Source organism: Peribacillus simplex (assembly GCF_900156045.1).
Classification (GTDB): domain Bacteria; phylum Bacillota; class Bacilli; order Bacillales; family DSM-1321; genus Peribacillus; species Peribacillus simplex_D.
Genome location: NZ_FTMX01000004.1, coordinates 361833 through 377413, shown reverse-complemented (window position 1 = coordinate 377413; position 15581 = coordinate 361833). Strand labels below are relative to the sequence as shown.

At 38.3% G+C, this 15581-nt stretch carries 13 protein-coding genes and 1 riboswitch; all 13 genes read right to left on the bottom strand.

Features of this window, described 5'->3' with window-relative positions:
• Positions 1-307: 307 nt before the first annotated feature.
• The gene (locus BW986_RS16085; RefSeq protein ID WP_076368868.1) at positions 308-1900 is read right to left on the bottom strand and encodes a glutamate/serine transporter AimA; all 1593 of its coding nucleotides are present in this window, start codon (positions 1898-1900) and stop codon (positions 308-310) included.
• Positions 1901-1956: 56 nt separating this feature from the next.
• Positions 1957-2035: riboswitch (ZMP/ZTP riboswitch) on the bottom strand.
• Positions 2036-2819: 784 nt separating this feature from the next.
• Entirely contained in the window at positions 2820-4379 is a 1560-nt protein-coding gene (locus tag BW986_RS16080) for a class I adenylate-forming enzyme family protein (RefSeq protein ID WP_081395653.1), read from the bottom strand.
• Positions 4380-5094: 715 nt separating this feature from the next.
• Positions 5095-6882 (bottom strand): adenine deaminase C-terminal domain-containing protein, encoded by a 1788-nt coding sequence (locus BW986_RS16075; protein ID WP_076368867.1) that lies wholly within the window; start codon positions 6880-6882, stop codon positions 5095-5097.
• Positions 6883-7000: 118 nt separating this feature from the next.
• The gene (locus BW986_RS16070; protein WP_076369056.1) at positions 7001-8563 is read right to left on the bottom strand and encodes a benzoate-CoA ligase family protein; all 1563 of its coding nucleotides are present in this window, start codon (positions 8561-8563) and stop codon (positions 7001-7003) included.
• 393 nt (positions 8564-8956) lie between these two features.
• Entirely contained in the window at positions 8957-9145 is a 189-nt protein-coding gene (locus BW986_RS31410) for a PaaD-like zinc ribbon domain-containing protein (RefSeq protein ID WP_076368866.1), read from the bottom strand.
• A complete protein-coding gene (locus tag BW986_RS16060) occupies positions 9135-9785 on the bottom strand; it encodes a Phenylacetic acid catabolic protein (RefSeq protein WP_076368865.1) in 651 nt (216 codons plus the stop codon). Before BW986_RS16060 ends, BW986_RS31410 begins: the two co-directional genes overlap by 11 nt.
• A gap of 1 nt (position 9786) precedes the next feature.
• Positions 9787-10017 (bottom strand): hypothetical protein, encoded by a 231-nt coding sequence (locus BW986_RS16055; protein WP_076368864.1) that lies wholly within the window; start codon positions 10015-10017, stop codon positions 9787-9789.
• Positions 10014-10340, bottom strand: a complete 327-nt coding sequence (locus tag BW986_RS16050; RefSeq protein ID WP_076368863.1) for a metal-sulfur cluster assembly factor — start codon at positions 10338-10340, stop codon at positions 10014-10016. Before BW986_RS16050 ends, BW986_RS16055 begins: the two co-directional genes overlap by 4 nt.
• Positions 10341-11279 carry a Phenylacetic acid catabolic protein gene (locus BW986_RS16045; protein ID WP_179086091.1) on the bottom strand — a complete coding sequence of 313 codons (939 nt, stop codon included), beginning with the start codon at positions 11277-11279 and terminating at the stop codon, positions 10341-10343.
• Positions 11280-11428: 149 nt separating this feature from the next.
• Complete coding sequence (locus tag BW986_RS16040; protein ID WP_076368862.1) at positions 11429-12415, bottom strand: MBL fold metallo-hydrolase; 987 nt, start codon at positions 12413-12415, stop codon at positions 11429-11431.
• 222 nt (positions 12416-12637) lie between these two features.
• A complete protein-coding gene (locus BW986_RS16035) occupies positions 12638-13519 on the bottom strand; it encodes a PaaX family transcriptional regulator (protein WP_076368861.1) in 882 nt (293 codons plus the stop codon).
• 98 nt (positions 13520-13617) lie between these two features.
• Positions 13618-14046 (bottom strand): acyl-CoA thioesterase, encoded by a 429-nt coding sequence (locus tag BW986_RS16030; protein WP_179086090.1) that lies wholly within the window; start codon positions 14044-14046, stop codon positions 13618-13620.
• Between the two features lie 97 nt (positions 14047-14143).
• Positions 14144-14947 (bottom strand): enoyl-CoA hydratase/isomerase family protein, encoded by an 804-nt coding sequence (locus tag BW986_RS16025; protein WP_076368860.1) that lies wholly within the window; start codon positions 14945-14947, stop codon positions 14144-14146.
• Positions 14948-15581 lie beyond the last annotated feature (634 nt).

The window sequence follows — 15581 nt, the reverse complement described above, 5'->3', positions numbered from 1 at the left end:
ACAGTTCTTTTTTTGGTTGGCTGTTTTCGCATACTTTGTTGCTATTTACCAAGTAAAGCGGTGTGGTTGATTTCCCCTCCGGATGCCCGCTTTCCGCGGGGCGGGCGGTGAGCCTCCTCGGCGTAAACGCCTGTGGGGTCTCACCTGTCCCGCTGCTCCCGCAGGAGTCTCGCACTTCTGCTCCAATCAACCTTAAATCGTTTCGTTTTAAAAACAACAATCTTTACGAAAAGAGCCAAATAAAAAAACATGGTCATAAAGTAACCATGTTTTTTTTACTCATATAGCTGTGTCTATACACTAAGAGTTATTTATTGATAAATTCTTTGTTGATTTTTTCAGCCTCAGCCATGTATTCTGTTTTAATCCCGCTCTTAACTCCCCACCAATAGAAGCAGAGTGCCAGACATGCGATGACCACCATATCCCAGCCAAATGTAAGAATATTTTTTCCGCCGAACTTCTCACTTCCAATATAAGATATCAAAATCATACAACCTAAGTAAAGAAGCATCCAAACACCTGATAAAAATTGTTTTTTGAATCCATCCCATTTATTTTTAGCTTGATAATAAAAGTAAATAGGCAGTCCAATGGCAATGATGAAAACGACTTCTCCTGTTAATGGCCAACGCGCCCAGTATAATGTAAGCGATGCAAAAACAAATCCACAAGGTGCAATAATAGAAGCACCCTTTAAGTGAAATGGACGGTTAAAATGAGAAGCAGTACGTCTTAAAGTTGCCAATGCAACTGGCCCCATGATATACGAAATAAGTGTAGCAACTGAAATCACTTCAGCAAGTACGCCCCATCCGCGGAATAAAAATAAAAAGATAAAACATACGCCTAAGTTTAATAACATTGCTGGACGAGGAACACCATAAAGTGGATGTAATGTACCAAAGATTTTCGGTAAGTACCCATTTTTCTGCATTCCATAAAGCATTCGCGAAGTTGTAGCTGTATAAGTGGCACCTGTACCAGACGGTGATACAAACGCATCTACATACAATACAATCGCTAACCAGTTAAGGCTAAGAGCAATTGCCAAATCTGCAAAAGGTGAATTAAAATTCAGATGACTCCATCCGTTCACGATCATAGACGGATCAACTGCACCGATAAAAACAACTTGTAAAATAACGTATATAAAACCTGCAATTAGAATAGACCCTATAACAGCAATTGGTATAGACTTATTTGGCGACTTAGCTTCTCCTGCCATATTAACGGGACTTTGAAATCCGTTAAACGCAAACACTATACCAGAAGTAGCTACTGCTGTTAAAACGCTTGCCCAACCATATGGTGCGATTCCATGAGAACTTGTAAAGTTTTCACCATGGAATCCAGCAAAAAATAACGATCCTGCCATTACACCTGGAACAATTAATTTAAAAATAGTAATAAATGAATTTGCTTTAGCAAAAAGGTTAACTGTCCAATAGTTTACAAAGAAATAAAACAATAATAATAAAGAAGCTATGAATAATCCTTTGGTCGTTAAGATATTGTTATCAACTAAAGAATGCGACCATCTGGCCCATTCCCAAGGCCACGTACTCATATATTGTACCGAAGCAATGGCCTCAACGGTAATAGTCGAAGCGATAGAAATCCAGTTCGCCCACGCAGCTAAAAATCCAATAAAAGAGCCATGCGAATATTGAGGATACTTAACCATTCCTCCAGCTTCAGGAAACATTGCCCCAAGCTCTGCGTATGATAATGCAATAAATAAAATTACAACCATACCGATAATCCAAGAAAAAATAGCTGCTGGCCCAGCAATCTGGGAAGCTTTCCACGCTCCGAACAACCAACCTGAGCCGATAATAGAACCAATACCTGTCATAGTTAAAGCAAAAGTCCCCATCTTTCTATGCATATTACTCATCTCTACCTACACCTCTTCCTAGGAAAATAAAAAACACTCGATCTATTTATTAATCAAGTGTTTGCCCAGGCGCGCGGCTTATACTCTATATGCTCCCCCATGGTACTCCATGTTGCGCCAGTTACATATAGGAAAATAGTTTTTTTTTAGTATATAGGATTATTAAAAATTTCACAACACTTAAAAAAATTTATATTTTATATATAATCTTATTTATTATTCGTTATTCCTCATCAATATTCATTTTAATTTGAAAAAAATAGGTAAAATTAAGCTCAAAAACAAACATTCAATTACCAGAACACATGCTACATCATATAATCATTTTCGCTTTAACATTATATTTAAAAATCTTTAAGAGCTTATATGTGTAAAATAAACCGTTCTTATTTTACAAATTATATCCCAACAACATTTACATAGAAGTAATGAATCAGTTAGTTAAAATCTTATGATCTAACAGAGGAAATACTTGGAATACACCTTTATGAGCATATTTCTATAAACTGTTCTTTTCTTCCTCAAAAAAAAAGCAATGCATAAGTTGGGGAAAATACCTGAGGGATGAAGATCTCTCTTTAGCTCTCTTTATTTTTTCCATAATTTATGCACAACTTTAATTATTGTCTATTATATTTAACTAATGTGAAACACACTCGGCATAGCTAGAGAGATGACCGTAGATTAAATTTCCTTAAACAAGGTGATGTCCCTAAATCCTTAATGGTGGGATTACCTCAGGAGGAATAGTTATGTTACTTTAGAAAACTTGATATAGAATGGGTTTAGCTCATTCAGATTGCTATTAAAATGGAAATACCATTAGAGAATCGATAGTCCAATTTGTCTATTTTATAAAAAAAAAGCAACTGCTTGATCAACGCAGTTGCTTTTTAACTTGCTTCCGTAATAGAAAAAATTAATTAATATGAAAGATTCCATTTCTATCATTTGCAAAGGATTCCCGCAATGTTGTTTTTAATATTTTCCCCGATGGGTTGCGTGGGAGTTCATGCACAAAGTCTACCGATTTTGGTTTCTTATAGCCGGCTAATTTTCCTTCGCAGTAACTAATGATATCTTCTGCTTTGAGATTAGCCTCTTCTCTTTGTACAACAATGGCTTTAACCGATTCCCCCCACACGGCATCCGGTACACCAATCACCGCAACATCGAGAATCCCGGGATGCGAATAAAGGACTTCCTCAATTTCACGCGGATAAATATTAACACCGCCGCTGATCAGCATGTCTTTCTTTCGGTCTACAATATAGTAAAATCCATCCTCATCCTGCAGCGCCATATCTCCTACTGTAAAAAAACCATGATAAAATGAAGCGGCGTCAGCATCCGGATTGTTATAATAGCCGTCTAAGTTGTACGGTGATTTAAAATACAACTCCCCTACTTCACCGTTCGAAATTGGATTCTTCTCGTCATCCAAAATTAAACATTCCACAAGCGGGAAAGGATGTCCCACTGAACGTTCCTTCCGGCGAATGTCACCCGGTTTAATGTTCAGTGTAATCGCACTTTCAGTCGAGCCGTAAAATTCGTTCAAATCGGCATTTTTGAAAAATTCCAGAATATCCATTTTTGTTTGTGTCGGCAGCGGCGAGCCTGCTGAAATCAACACGCGCATAGAGGTGATGTCATGCTTTGTTTTTGTGTCTTCCCTCGTGTTGATCAAGAAATTGTACATCGTTGGTGCAAGGAATGTGTTTGTGATCTTGTATCGCTCAATGTCTTCAAGCACCTGTTCTGCATTAAATGATTCATGAATGACAAGGGTGCCGCCCACGAGCAGCTGCATGACAAGAAAAATCCATGGTGCTGCATGATAAACAGGCCCGGCAACAAGGTGAATATCTGATTCGTCGATCTTGTATTCATAAGCTGCGGCCATTCCTGTCAGTATGCGGGATCGATGGGAAATGACCACTCCTTTTGGCTTTCCGGTCGTACCTGAAGTGTAGCCCAGATAGAAAGTATCTTTCTCATTAACCTCTATGTTCGGTTCCGCATCACAGCCTGAAGCAAGAAAATCTACATACCCTTCCATATTTTCATTGGATGCACCACCCACTACCAGAACGGTGTCTAATTGAGAGTTTTTTGGAAGCAACTCTTGGGCAATCCCTTCATATTCTTTTGAAATAATGAATCCCCGGCTTTCAGAGTTTCTTAGTATATATTCTACTTCAGGTCCAACCAGGCGATAGTTTATCGGTACAATGATGACTCCGATTTTGGACAGCCCGGCCATGATCTCGACATAAGCAGAATGATTCTTTAATATGACAGCCACTTTATCGCCTTTTCGAAAGCCACGTCCCAAGAAAGCGTTTCCAATTTTATTCGCGCGAATGTTTAACTCTTCATATGTCTTGATCGTATCTTGAAAAATAACAGCCGGCTTATTTTTGTACTTACTTGCATTTTGCTTTATAACTGTACCAAATGTCAGCATGCTCTCCATCAGTCCTCACTTAAATAAATATAATTTTAAGAAAATTATATCACTTTAAAATAATCTGGTAATAAAATATTTTTTTTGTAAAAATTATACCTCTTATAAATTATCGTGCTTCTTATGCCAACCATTAGTTATGACTGAGACCCCTGCTTTAATTTATTAACACAATAAAAAGCCTAATTAATAGGCTTTTCAACTGGATAATTGTCTCTACTTCTTCTTCCGAATATTATTGATTTCCAATTATTTTAAAACTTTTTTAGCTGCTCTACTTTTCTTTGAGTTGTTTTTGTTCCTTATGAAATTTTTTCAACGATGTTACTGGTACAATTTCATTTGCAAAGACTATCTGTTGGTTTGGGTGTATTTCTAAGATAGTTCTAGAAAATTTAATGCTTATTTACATCAGAACGAAATCTTTTATTTATTTCTACACAATATCTAAAAAAAATCTTCTTATTACTGAATGGCAATAAGAAGATTTTTTTTACACTTATGATAGATAACTTTGAATCTCGCTCCTTAATCACTAGGTACTTGCCATAATTCTTCTAAATTCATTTCTAATAAAACTTGTACTTGTGGCGAGTAGGGCATTATATTTTTGAAACACAGTTCCTCTATTCCTACATAGGCTCATCCAATAATTGAATAATATTACCATCGCATATTTAATACTATATGTGCAAAATTAAATACTCCTATCATTTATTCTTTTCTACGCTTTCAATTCGTTTAAAAAGTTCGTCATGGATGTGGAAGGAAATAAGATTCTATCGGTTTTCACATCATATAGACCAAAGGGATTTAATCGCAGTCCAGGAAGAAAGTCGCAAGTTAAAAATAATAAAGTATACAAAATGTCGTGAAAAGGATATCCTCTCGCTTGGAGCACCTTTAATAATTTATCATTAAATTCAACTGCCTTATCAAATGAAGGATCAGAAGTCATCATTCCCGTAACCTGTAAAGGAATTTCAAGTATTATTTCATGGCCATCGACAATTACGATTCCTCCTCCCAGTTCATGAACTCTTGAAGCAGCTTTTGCCATCGCCTCTGGATTTCTTCCGATGGTGAGCAAGTCAGTCGTTGTATTAAAGGTCGAGGCTATACCGTCTAAATTCAACGCAAAATTTTCTAAAATACCTTTTGTAACCCACTCCCCCTTTCTATCGATAAGAGCTGCATACATTAGTCCCTCTTTGGCCGAAAGATCGACATAACCATTCTTGGCTGGGAGAACCAAATTTTTCAGTTCGGTTATTACATTGCTAACAAAATGAATAACAGGGACTGAATCATTTGAAGAGGTGTGTGGATATAGATACAAATCATGATTTGCCAGAATTCCTCTTGAAAAGGAGAATGTACTTTCAGGTAAATGCATATCCCAATCCAAATCTGGCATCTTGATCGTCAACTCTCCATTTTTTGCAACAATTCTCCCGTTTGAGATCACTAAGTCCGGACGAAACTGCTCCAAATCAGGCAACAATAATATATCCGCTTTTTTACCCGGAGCCAATCCGCCAATATAATCGTCTTGTTTAAGGTATGTAGCCGCATTGATGGTGACCATCTGAATGGCTTCCATAACCGGGACTCCATGTTCCACAGCCTGCCTTACAAGTCCATCTACGAATCCTTCTTTTTCAATAAAAGATGGATGCGGACCATCCGTAGTCATCAAGATCCTGCCGGTACTTACCTGTCCATCAGTAATCAGCTTGATTATTTTTGACAAGTCCGGACGAAGCGAACTGTTTCTTAAGACTGTCCATAAACCCAACCGTAAACGATCCAGGGCCTCTTCCGCGGTTATCGCTTCATGACAGGCACTTATACCTGAAGCTGCAATCGAATTTAATTTTTCAAAAGAGCACCCCGCATTATGCCCATCTGCCACTTTCCCCATTTTTTTAGCCGCATCTATAATATCGAGTAAAACCGAATCCCCTTTGTATAGTAAAGGCCAACGAGTCACTTCTGCCGTTCCAAGTACTTCTTCAATCGAAAGAAGGTCCATTATATCCTCTTTATTGAACCAATCCCTTTCACCTGGATATCCAGCCTGTGAAACTAATCTTATTAACCAAAAAAAGTTTCCTGGCAGTTTCTTCAACTCGCCTAGAAGCTTTTTGAAGCCCGAGTGACCTAAGTGCAAATAAAAAAATAGATTATCATTCACTGTAGTGGTAGTTCCCAATGGCAATACTTTTGCGGTGATACTTATAGGATTGTATATAACCCAGGGATGTGCATGAGTTTCAATGAATCCTGGAGATACATACATACCATTTGCATCTATTACAGTGGTGTTTTCATCTATCTTCACTTCATTTTCCCCTACATATGCAATGCAGTCCTTATACAGCGCAATATTTTGCTGAAGAAATTCACCGGAATATACATTAATAACAGTTCCGCCTTTTATGAACATATCAGCGGGTCGTTGTCCTTGTGCCACTTCGATCAATTCATGCCGGTATGCTCTTGCATTCACTATTCTCGCCCCCCACCATTCAAATGACAATTTAATATTTTTTCATGCTGGATGAATCCCCCTTATTGTAGGCATTCATTTTGAGTCCACATTCAAGGAATTGAATCCTCCTTCTTGTTTACGATTGTGATTTGATCTCTGACTCTCTTAATTTAAATCTTTGTATCTTTCCTGTCGAAGTCTTTGGTAACTCGTTCACGAATTCAATGTCACGAGGATATTTATACGGTGCTAACACTTTTTTGACAAACCCTTTTAATTCCGCTTTTACTCCTTCACCTGATTCCGCATCAGCTTTTAATACGATAAAGGCTTTTGGCTTTACTAAACCATTTTCATCCTTTACAGCAACAACCGCCGTTTCCAGTATATCGGGATGTGATAAGAGTGCATTTTCTATTTCTATTGGCGATACCCAAATTCCATTTACCTTCATCATGTCATCATTGCGGCCCGCGTACCAATAGAAGCCATCTTCATCCTTGAAGTATTTATCTCCAGTCACCAGCCAATTACCAATAAACTTCTTTTTGTTTTCTTCATTGAGATTCCAATAAGAAGCTGCAATGCTTTCTCCCTTAATTAATAAATCTCCCACTTCATTCACCTGAGTTTCATGACCTTGTTCATCCACTATTTTAGCTTCGTAACCGGGAACGATTTTTCCTGTGCTTCCTTGCCGAATATCATCTGCTTGATTGGAAAGGTATATATGAAGTGATTCGGTCGAACCAATTCCGTCAATAATATCCAATCCGAAAACTCTTTTCCATTGTTCGATATAAGAAGCCGGCAGTGCCTCTCCTGCTGATACGCAAAGTCTAATTGAAGAAAGATCATAGGTTTCCTTCGTCTTCTCAAGGTAATTGAGCATCGATCCATACAGAGTCGGGACACCAAAAAAAATGGTTGGACGATACTTCTCTATCGTCTCGAATACCTTTTCTGCAGTCGGCCGGTCCGGCATTAAAACAGTGGTTGCCCCAGCTCCAAAAGGAAAATACATCGCGTTTCCCAAACCATAAGCAAAGAAAAGCTTCGAAGCCGAAAAAGTAATATCATTTTCGGTGATTTGCAAAATGTTCTTGGCGTAGTTTTTGAAGGCTTCTTCCATATCGGTTTGAAGGTGAATAACCCCTTTTGGCTCACCTGTACTTCCTGAAGTATAGAGCCAGAATGCTTGATCATTAATGTTGCTAAAACAAGGAGGCAGGTCTTTATTTTGCCTGCGAGTAAGAGTCTGGAAAGAATGTTCGTTTTCTTCCTTCAGTTTCAGATCAACCCCATCAACCAAGACGACATGCCTCAAGAAAAGCAATCTATTTTTAACAAGCTTTAACTTCTCCCATTGTTCACAAGTAGTAACCAACACTTTAGAACGGCTATTATTCAAAAGATACTCATAATCCTTTATGGGCAAAAGCGTATTGGTTGGAATCGGGATTGCACCAACCTTTATTGCACCGAAGAAACTGATGATGAATTCCGGAGAATCATGTAATAAAAGCAGGACGCGCTGTTCCATCTCCATCCCCAATTCTTTTAATGCCGCACCAAATTGATTACCAAGGGTATCGATATCTTGATAGGTATAAGATTGATTTTCATAATAAATAGCGGTTTTATCCCCCTTGCCTGCCTCAATGTTTTTCTGGAAGAAATTATAGGAAGCATTGTACATCGCGCCCAGTCCTCTAATTTTACATTCGGTTTTTATCACACATTTACCCTCCTAAAAAAGCTACTGGTTTTAGACACGTCATCCACTGTCTCCTTTATTCCATAAAGAAGGACGGCTGCCATACAAGCCGGATAAATTCACTAACCTTCCATTTTAAAAATCTCCTTTGTGGAAAAAGGCCATTCATTTGGAAACGCTATACGACCTAATTTGAGCAAGTCCCCTTCCCGCCAATGCTCTTTTTCATTCAGTAACCGCTTTCAAATCAGTCAAACCTCCAATCAAGGGTAAAGTAATTCCACAGGCTATGAAACTTATAGTCTGATATCCACCCCAATATTTTACACATTCACAAGTGCAAAATGCACTGGAAAGGCTTTTAGCAAGTAATGACTACCCATTAGGATCAGTTGGCTCATGAGGCCGATCAGAAGAACCTTTCCATCGTATACTCTCAAAAACCGTTTTACAGTTTAGGCAATAGAATTGCCTAACGAGCTGTGCAGTACCGAAGGATGAATATAATTCAACATTTTTGCCATCACAAAATGGACATGCCGGATTCTCCTTTTCAGCGGGCATTTATTATCTCCTCGTCCCTTAAACGCGGGATCAAAGCTTCCTTATAGGAGTTTACTAAATTACTATTTACAGGAAGGATCTCGTTTTCAATAAGCACACTATTGTTTTCCACTTGTTTCAACCAAGTAATTACTTCTTGTTCACAAAGTTTAAATGCTCTCCCAAAACGGGCAGGAATTGAGCCTCCATCATTCAGTAACTTGAGTGCCCAGTTTTTCGAGTACAAAATATGCTCTAACTGTTCTCTTGCCAATTTATTGAATTGCAGTTCGATTTCACTGCCTTTTTGATGGCTGGTCAAAGCGGTTATCAAAGTATTGAGTGCCGTATTCATAGAATAGAGCCCTGCAATCAGTTGTATCCACTCCCCGATTTGAACAATGCTGTCAAACGCTTTACCCGTTTGTTCCTTCACTTCCTTTTTGCTGCCTTTTCCGCTCTTCAAATTCGTTCCCCAATTATAGAGAAGGCGGGCATGACCTAGCTCCGATTGGGCCATTGCAATAGCGGCAAGGGTCCCTTCTAAGTCTGGACCACTGACACCGACCTCAACAAGACGATCTCCTAAAATGAATTTATTATCAGCAATCGTTTCTATCAAGGTAATCAATTCAGTGTTGCCATTTGTTGAATTCACCATATTAAATCACCCTTTTCTTAAAAAATGGTTCTGCTTCTCTAATGCAAATCATGTTTTCCCGTTTGACTATAAACATTTCCACCCATTTTTCTTCATCATAAACATAACGGGCATAAACACGTGCCAACTCATCATTATCTGCTTCAACTGTTCCAATATGCATTAAGTCATCACCACGATTGATTCTTGAAAACACATCATATTCAAAGTTTTGGACCTTATTATCACTCATTTTGAACTGACCCCCCAGGACTTTAATATCTGCCTGCCTGCTTCACTCATTTGGTCGACCGTCCAAGCTGGACTCCAAACCACCTCTATTTCCACTGCATGAACACTTTCTTCTTGAAGAAGCCTTTTTTTAATATCACTCTCAATCCACTGCATGCACCCGCATCCCGTTGAAGTATAGGTCATCGTTACATACGCTGTATCCCCTTGCTTTTCTACACCATAAATCAAGCCCATATCCACGATGCTTATAGGAAATTCAGGATCAGAAACTTCTTGTAACGCATGGATTAATACCGGATCCTTATATAACACCCCACCCATCTAAATCGCCTCATTTCGATATGCATCAAGTAGCTGATATCCTTTTTGAATCCGGTTAACGAACTCCTGATTTTGTGGACCACGCTGCTTAAAACGGTTGATGACATTATCCCACGTATCGGGTTCATCATATTTCCACCGCTTGTTTTCCACATCGAATTTACATGGAAAAGGAACTTTCAATTCATACCTTCCAGTCCCTTCATCGTAATGAGCAGGTACATTAAGTCCGAGGGATTCACAGAAAGGAACGGCAGTGGACATCCATTTCTGCCTTAATTCATCATTAGTCTTTCCTTTCAATTTATAATCCAGTTGGGCTGACCTGCTTTTCAAGTTATCTGCTACACCGAAGAATTCAAGGGACATGATGAACATCCAATCAATAGCGTCTTGAACCTGCTTAGCCGTTTCAGGATCTTTCATGGCTGCCTTCATTATGATTTCTCCGTTTCTTAAATGGAATAGTTCCTCCTTATCAACCTTGACCAATGCCCGTTTCCAAGGTCCGTATGAAGTATGTTGGTGCGCATCTCCCAATAAGGTGTAACCTGCTCGATCAAATAATCCGTTGAATACTCCCAGTTCAACCCAGTTATCTAATTTAAAATCAAAAGCATATGGATTCTTCCATCTATTTGGCGATCGCTCATATAACATGAATTGTACGTTTTCTCCTAAATCCTTTAATAATCTGTACGCAATATGCGCATGGCCGATTTCATCCTGCATCACAGCAAGTGCCGTGATTTTGTAATTTAAATTGGGGGCATCTTTATAAACAGTCAGAAGTGGCGGAACACTTAATAATTCTGTATCCGCAACTATCATCAAAGTTTGTTTCAATGCCTTTTTATAGTTTTCATCCATATCTTCCAGTCTCTCGACCACAAACCCGGCTTGGATCTTGCCCATCAAATCATTTGTAAACCCTGTCATCTGTCTCTCCCCCATCATATTATGTTTTTTGAACTATCGTCTTATATAAGTAATATAATAATTTACTTTATCTGGTTAGTCAACACTTTATCAGATTTTTCAGAAAACAAATAAAACGAGATGCACAAAAGTGCAACTCGTTTTATTTGTTATAATTCGTAGCGAAACATTCCGCCATTTGAAATTTTTTGTATTCTTTTTTCTTCAACTAAATATTCCAGATGTGCTAACGTTTCCGCAATGGCGAATCGCCATTGATGATCAGTGAGCTTCTTATGTTGAAAAAGCTTTTCCGTAATCTTATACGCGTCTTTTTTTGATTCCAGAATGGTTAAAATGGTCGCTAAACGTTCATGATGATGTTCAATGATTTCCTTAGCCCGCTGGGCAAGATTCACTATTGGTGTTCCATGGGCAGGATATGCAATGTTCACATCCTGATCAACAAGTTGATACAAAGTAGAAAAGTAACTTTTTAGAGGGTTTTGATCGGAATTTGGCCAAAGACTAATATTCGGAGTGATCTTATTCAAGACTACATCGCCTATTAACATGATTTTTTGGGTCTCTTGATAAAAACATAAATGTCCCTCCGCATGACCGCCATATGTTTTGACGCTCCATCTTCCTCCAGGACTATCTATATAGGTTTCTTGAATACCCTCAATCTCAGGAAGCGGACTCACTTTATTCGAAAAAAACAATACGTTTTCTCTCACTTTTGTCAACAAAGGCTCAGGTACGGAATGTTTACCAAATAATTCGTATATTGCTTCAGCCTGTTTTGTATTCCCCCCAAAGACAGTTTTAATCATTTGGGCTTCCGCATCACTCATATAAACGCGAGCACCGGTTTTTTGCTGCATCCAGCTGATTAAACCAGTATGATCAGGGTGAAAATGGGTCAGGATAATCTTTGATATATCTGTTGGTTTAATGCACAACTCTTCAAGGACTTCTTCCCAATACTTCTTGGCGACTTCTGTTGGAAACCCAACATCCACCAGTACGATTTCTTCTTTCATTCGAAATAAATAACAATAAACATGCTTCATGGGGAATGGAACAGGTATGCCTATGCGAATTAAATACTCCGTTAATTGTTGATAGTTCCCTGATGGCTCAGTAATGATCATCACTCCCTAAAACTGGTTTCCAGTTGTGTTGAAAGGCAAGCAAAGCTTCCTTTCTATCTCCTGTTACGACTGTTAACTCATACGCCTTTGATCCAATAGCAATGCCTTTGGTAAATTAGTAGCATTCCCCTTATTAATCGCACATATCTCATAATCAAGGCATCCAGCTTTTCCAAACCTTTTTCTGTAACATGGATTTTTTACTGCGTAAAACCTCCCCTCTTAATCATGATAGATTTCTGAAAAAGGGTTAATTGCTTTCTCGCGATTTACAAATCCTGCCTTATCAGGAGGGTATTCCATGATTGATTCAAAATATTTCACTGCTTTGACCGAGGTAAGCTGATGAATATTCCAAAATAGCTCCCTAGCCTTGATTCCATGCCAGTCTTCAGGTAATAAATCTAGCGGGAAACCAGGGTCCAGGAAAAGGAACTTCCTATATTCGTGAACAAGCCGGGTTCGTTCATAAAAACATTCTTCATTTGAAATGCTATCTTCCCATACAGCCTGCTGCATGTCCTGAAGCTTCGTTTCATATTGCTGTATGAAAGTTAAATAGTTTTTGTTTATTTCATTTAAATCCCAACAAGCACGTAAAATCTCTTCATTTGAGTGGGTGATGACTTGGCTGGAACTGAAAATAATCAGGTAGTCATTTAAATCATATGTATCCATCAAGGTCAGAACTTGTTTTTCCAATGGATTGGGACTGACCCAAATACTATTGGACAAAAGCCCGAAACCTGTCCAGCTCAATTCCTTACGCACTTGATTCCTCAGCACTCGCTTCTCCTCAGGGATGGAGTAGGTAACAACTCTCCACAAACCATCCCAATGATTATTCCGGATCGTATAAACACGTTTGACACCATCATCCATATTGCGTTTCCCTTTTTGAGTTAATGAATAATAGCTTTTATTACCTATTTTTCGCCCAGTAATTAAATCCTGTTGTACAAGACGGAGAATGGCTCCACGCACAGAGGATTCAGAAACACCAAAATGCCCCATCATTTTAATAAGTGTCCCAATCCATACTTCCCCACCGTAGAATTGAACGAAATCACCAAAAAGAGTATACAATAATGACCTTGGTTTCATGTTGATTCTCCTGTTCTCATAAAGCCTTTTCTTCTTAATGTAATCTAAATTGGTTCAATTTTCAAACTTGTTGGAGTTAATCATCCCTTCATATCCCGCTATAGGACTTTTAATAGTCTTTTTACATTTTCCGGAATTGGTACAGCCTTGAACCCATCATCCCCGATGGAAGTCCATGCGCGAATTTCATAACCATACCCAGTCCTTTTTTCCCCACAATAAACCTCATGATGAAAACGAATGGTCTTCGTTTTCACCTCATTCACATGAGTGTATACTGTCACTTCATCGTCATAGTACAGCGGTTTTTCAAAAGTACACTTAGCTTCGAGTAATGGAATGATGATTCTCTTCTCTTCTTCTAAATATTTAGGGCTCATATCCATGGAACGAAAAAAATTATGACCCGCTAAATCGAACCATTTATAATAATTCGGATAATAGACAATTCCTGCTCGGTCTGTATCACCCCATTGAATTTGAAATTTCGTTTCGTTCACGCGCCTTTTCAAATGAGTTTCTTCCATTATATATACACACCATCCTCCCAATAACATTCGTAGTAAAAAAGCAATATCGGCAGGAACCGATATTGCTTTTTTTACTTTTAAAAGGACAAATCAATCATTTACCTTTCCACTGTGGTTCACGCTTTTCAAGGAAGGAAGCTAATCCTTCTTTAGCATCTTCAGAGCGAAATAAAAGATTCTGTATTTCCCCTTCATAACGAATCGCCGCGTTTAAAGGCATTTCTTTGCCGTTCATTATCGATAGTTTTATATTAGTTACTGCGTAACTAGCCTTACTTGCGACATTTTTGGCATATTCCAATGTTTTTTCACGTATTTCATCTTGTGGGAAAACCCGATCTACTAATCGTATTTCCTTAGCTTCCTGAGGTGAGATGGACTCTCCTGTGATATTCAGGTCGATTGCCTTGGAGTGACCAACTAATCTAGCCATACGTTGTGTCCCGCCAGTACCTGCAAGGACCCCAAGGTTAACTTCCGGTAAACCGATTTTCCCTGCTTTATCACCCATAAAACGAAGATCACAACCCATCGCCATTTCCAGTCCCCCACCTACTGTGTGACCTTCGAGGCATGCAATCCAGATTTGCGGTGAACGGGCAATTTTATCAAGAGTTTCATTACAGAATAAGCAGAATTGTGTTTTAAAAACCGGATCAGCAGCTTTAAGGAAGTTAATATCCGCTCCGACCGAGAAAAATTTAGGCATATCACTCATTAATACAGCTACTTTCATATCTGGATCAAAACGAATATCATCAATTGCTGCATTTAATTCTTTGTAAAAATCAAGCGTATAGGCATTAGTCTTATTAATATGAAGATGTACCTCCGCTACCCCAGTTTCTTTGTTTTTTTGGATTGTAAGCGTTTGCTTTGCTTCGACTGCTGTACTCATTCTTCAACACTCCTCTGAATTTTGTATTATGTTTTATTTCCTTCCGTTTATATTACATAATATACTACTTAATTTTCAGAATTGCAATTATTTTTGGTAAATTATTTAAAATTTACATTTAATATGTTATTTGTGACTGTATTAACAATGATATGGATTGTTCATTTTGACGGCAGTAAAAACCTAACTTTAAATATTAAGATATAGAGGTACGAGCTTAATAGAAAACAAGATCGATAATAAAGAAAGGCTTTCTTCGTAAAGATTGTTGTTTTTAAAACGAAACGATTTAAGATTGATTGGAGCGGAAGTGCGAGACTCCTGCGGGAGCAGCGGGACAGGTGAGACCCGCGGAAAGCGAGCATCTGGAGGGGAAATCAACCACACCGCATTACTTGGTAAATAGCAACAAAGTATGCGAAAACAGCCTAAAGAAATGACCAACTCATATAGAATTGGTCATCACTTTCATTAATTTCCTGCAAATTAATTCCCTTTAATACCCACACATATCGTTTCTTTGCATTGATTCCTTTCTAAAGTCCTTAGTTGACATTACATTTTTTGAACCACTTTATTGGAATCTTTTTATCAGCACCTATTTCACTTTTTCAATCACCATTCTTCATGGTCC

Bases quoted from the DNA above. Each gene is read 5' to 3' on its own strand.
- BW986_RS16085 (WP_076368868.1), bottom strand. From the start codon at position 1,900: ATGAGTAATATGCATAGAAAGATGGGGACTTTTGCTTTAACTATGACA.
- BW986_RS16080 (WP_081395653.1), bottom strand. From the start codon at position 4,379: ATGGAGAGCATGCTGACATTTGGTACAGTTATAAAGCAAAATGCAAGT.
- BW986_RS16070 (WP_076369056.1), bottom strand. From the start codon at position 8,563: ATGTACAATGCTTCCTATAATTTCTTCCAGAAAAACATTGAGGCAGGC.
- BW986_RS31410 (WP_076368866.1), bottom strand. From the start codon at position 9,145: ATGCCCGCTGAAAAGGAGAATCCGGCATGTCCATTTTGTGATGGCAAA.
- BW986_RS16060 (WP_076368865.1), bottom strand. From the start codon at position 9,785: ATGGTGAATTCAACAAATGGCAACACTGAATTGATTACCTTGATAGAA.
- BW986_RS16055 (WP_076368864.1), bottom strand. From the start codon at position 10,017: ATGAGTGATAATAAGGTCCAAAACTTTGAATATGATGTGTTTTCAAGA.
- BW986_RS16050 (WP_076368863.1), bottom strand. From the start codon at position 10,340: ATGGGTGGGGTGTTATATAAGGATCCGGTATTAATCCATGCGTTACAA.
- BW986_RS16045 (WP_179086091.1), bottom strand. From the start codon at position 11,279: ATGACAGGGTTTACAAATGATTTGATGGGCAAGATCCAAGCCGGGTTT.
- BW986_RS16040 (WP_076368862.1), bottom strand. From the start codon at position 12,415: ATGATCATTACTGAGCCATCAGGGAACTATCAACAATTAACGGAGTAT.
- BW986_RS16035 (WP_076368861.1), bottom strand. From the start codon at position 13,519: ATGAAACCAAGGTCATTATTGTATACTCTTTTTGGTGATTTCGTTCAA.
- BW986_RS16030 (WP_179086090.1), bottom strand. From the start codon at position 14,046: ATGGAAGAAACTCATTTGAAAAGGCGCGTGAACGAAACGAAATTTCAA.
- BW986_RS16025 (WP_076368860.1), bottom strand. From the start codon at position 14,947: ATGAGTACAGCAGTCGAAGCAAAGCAAACGCTTACAATCCAAAAAAAC.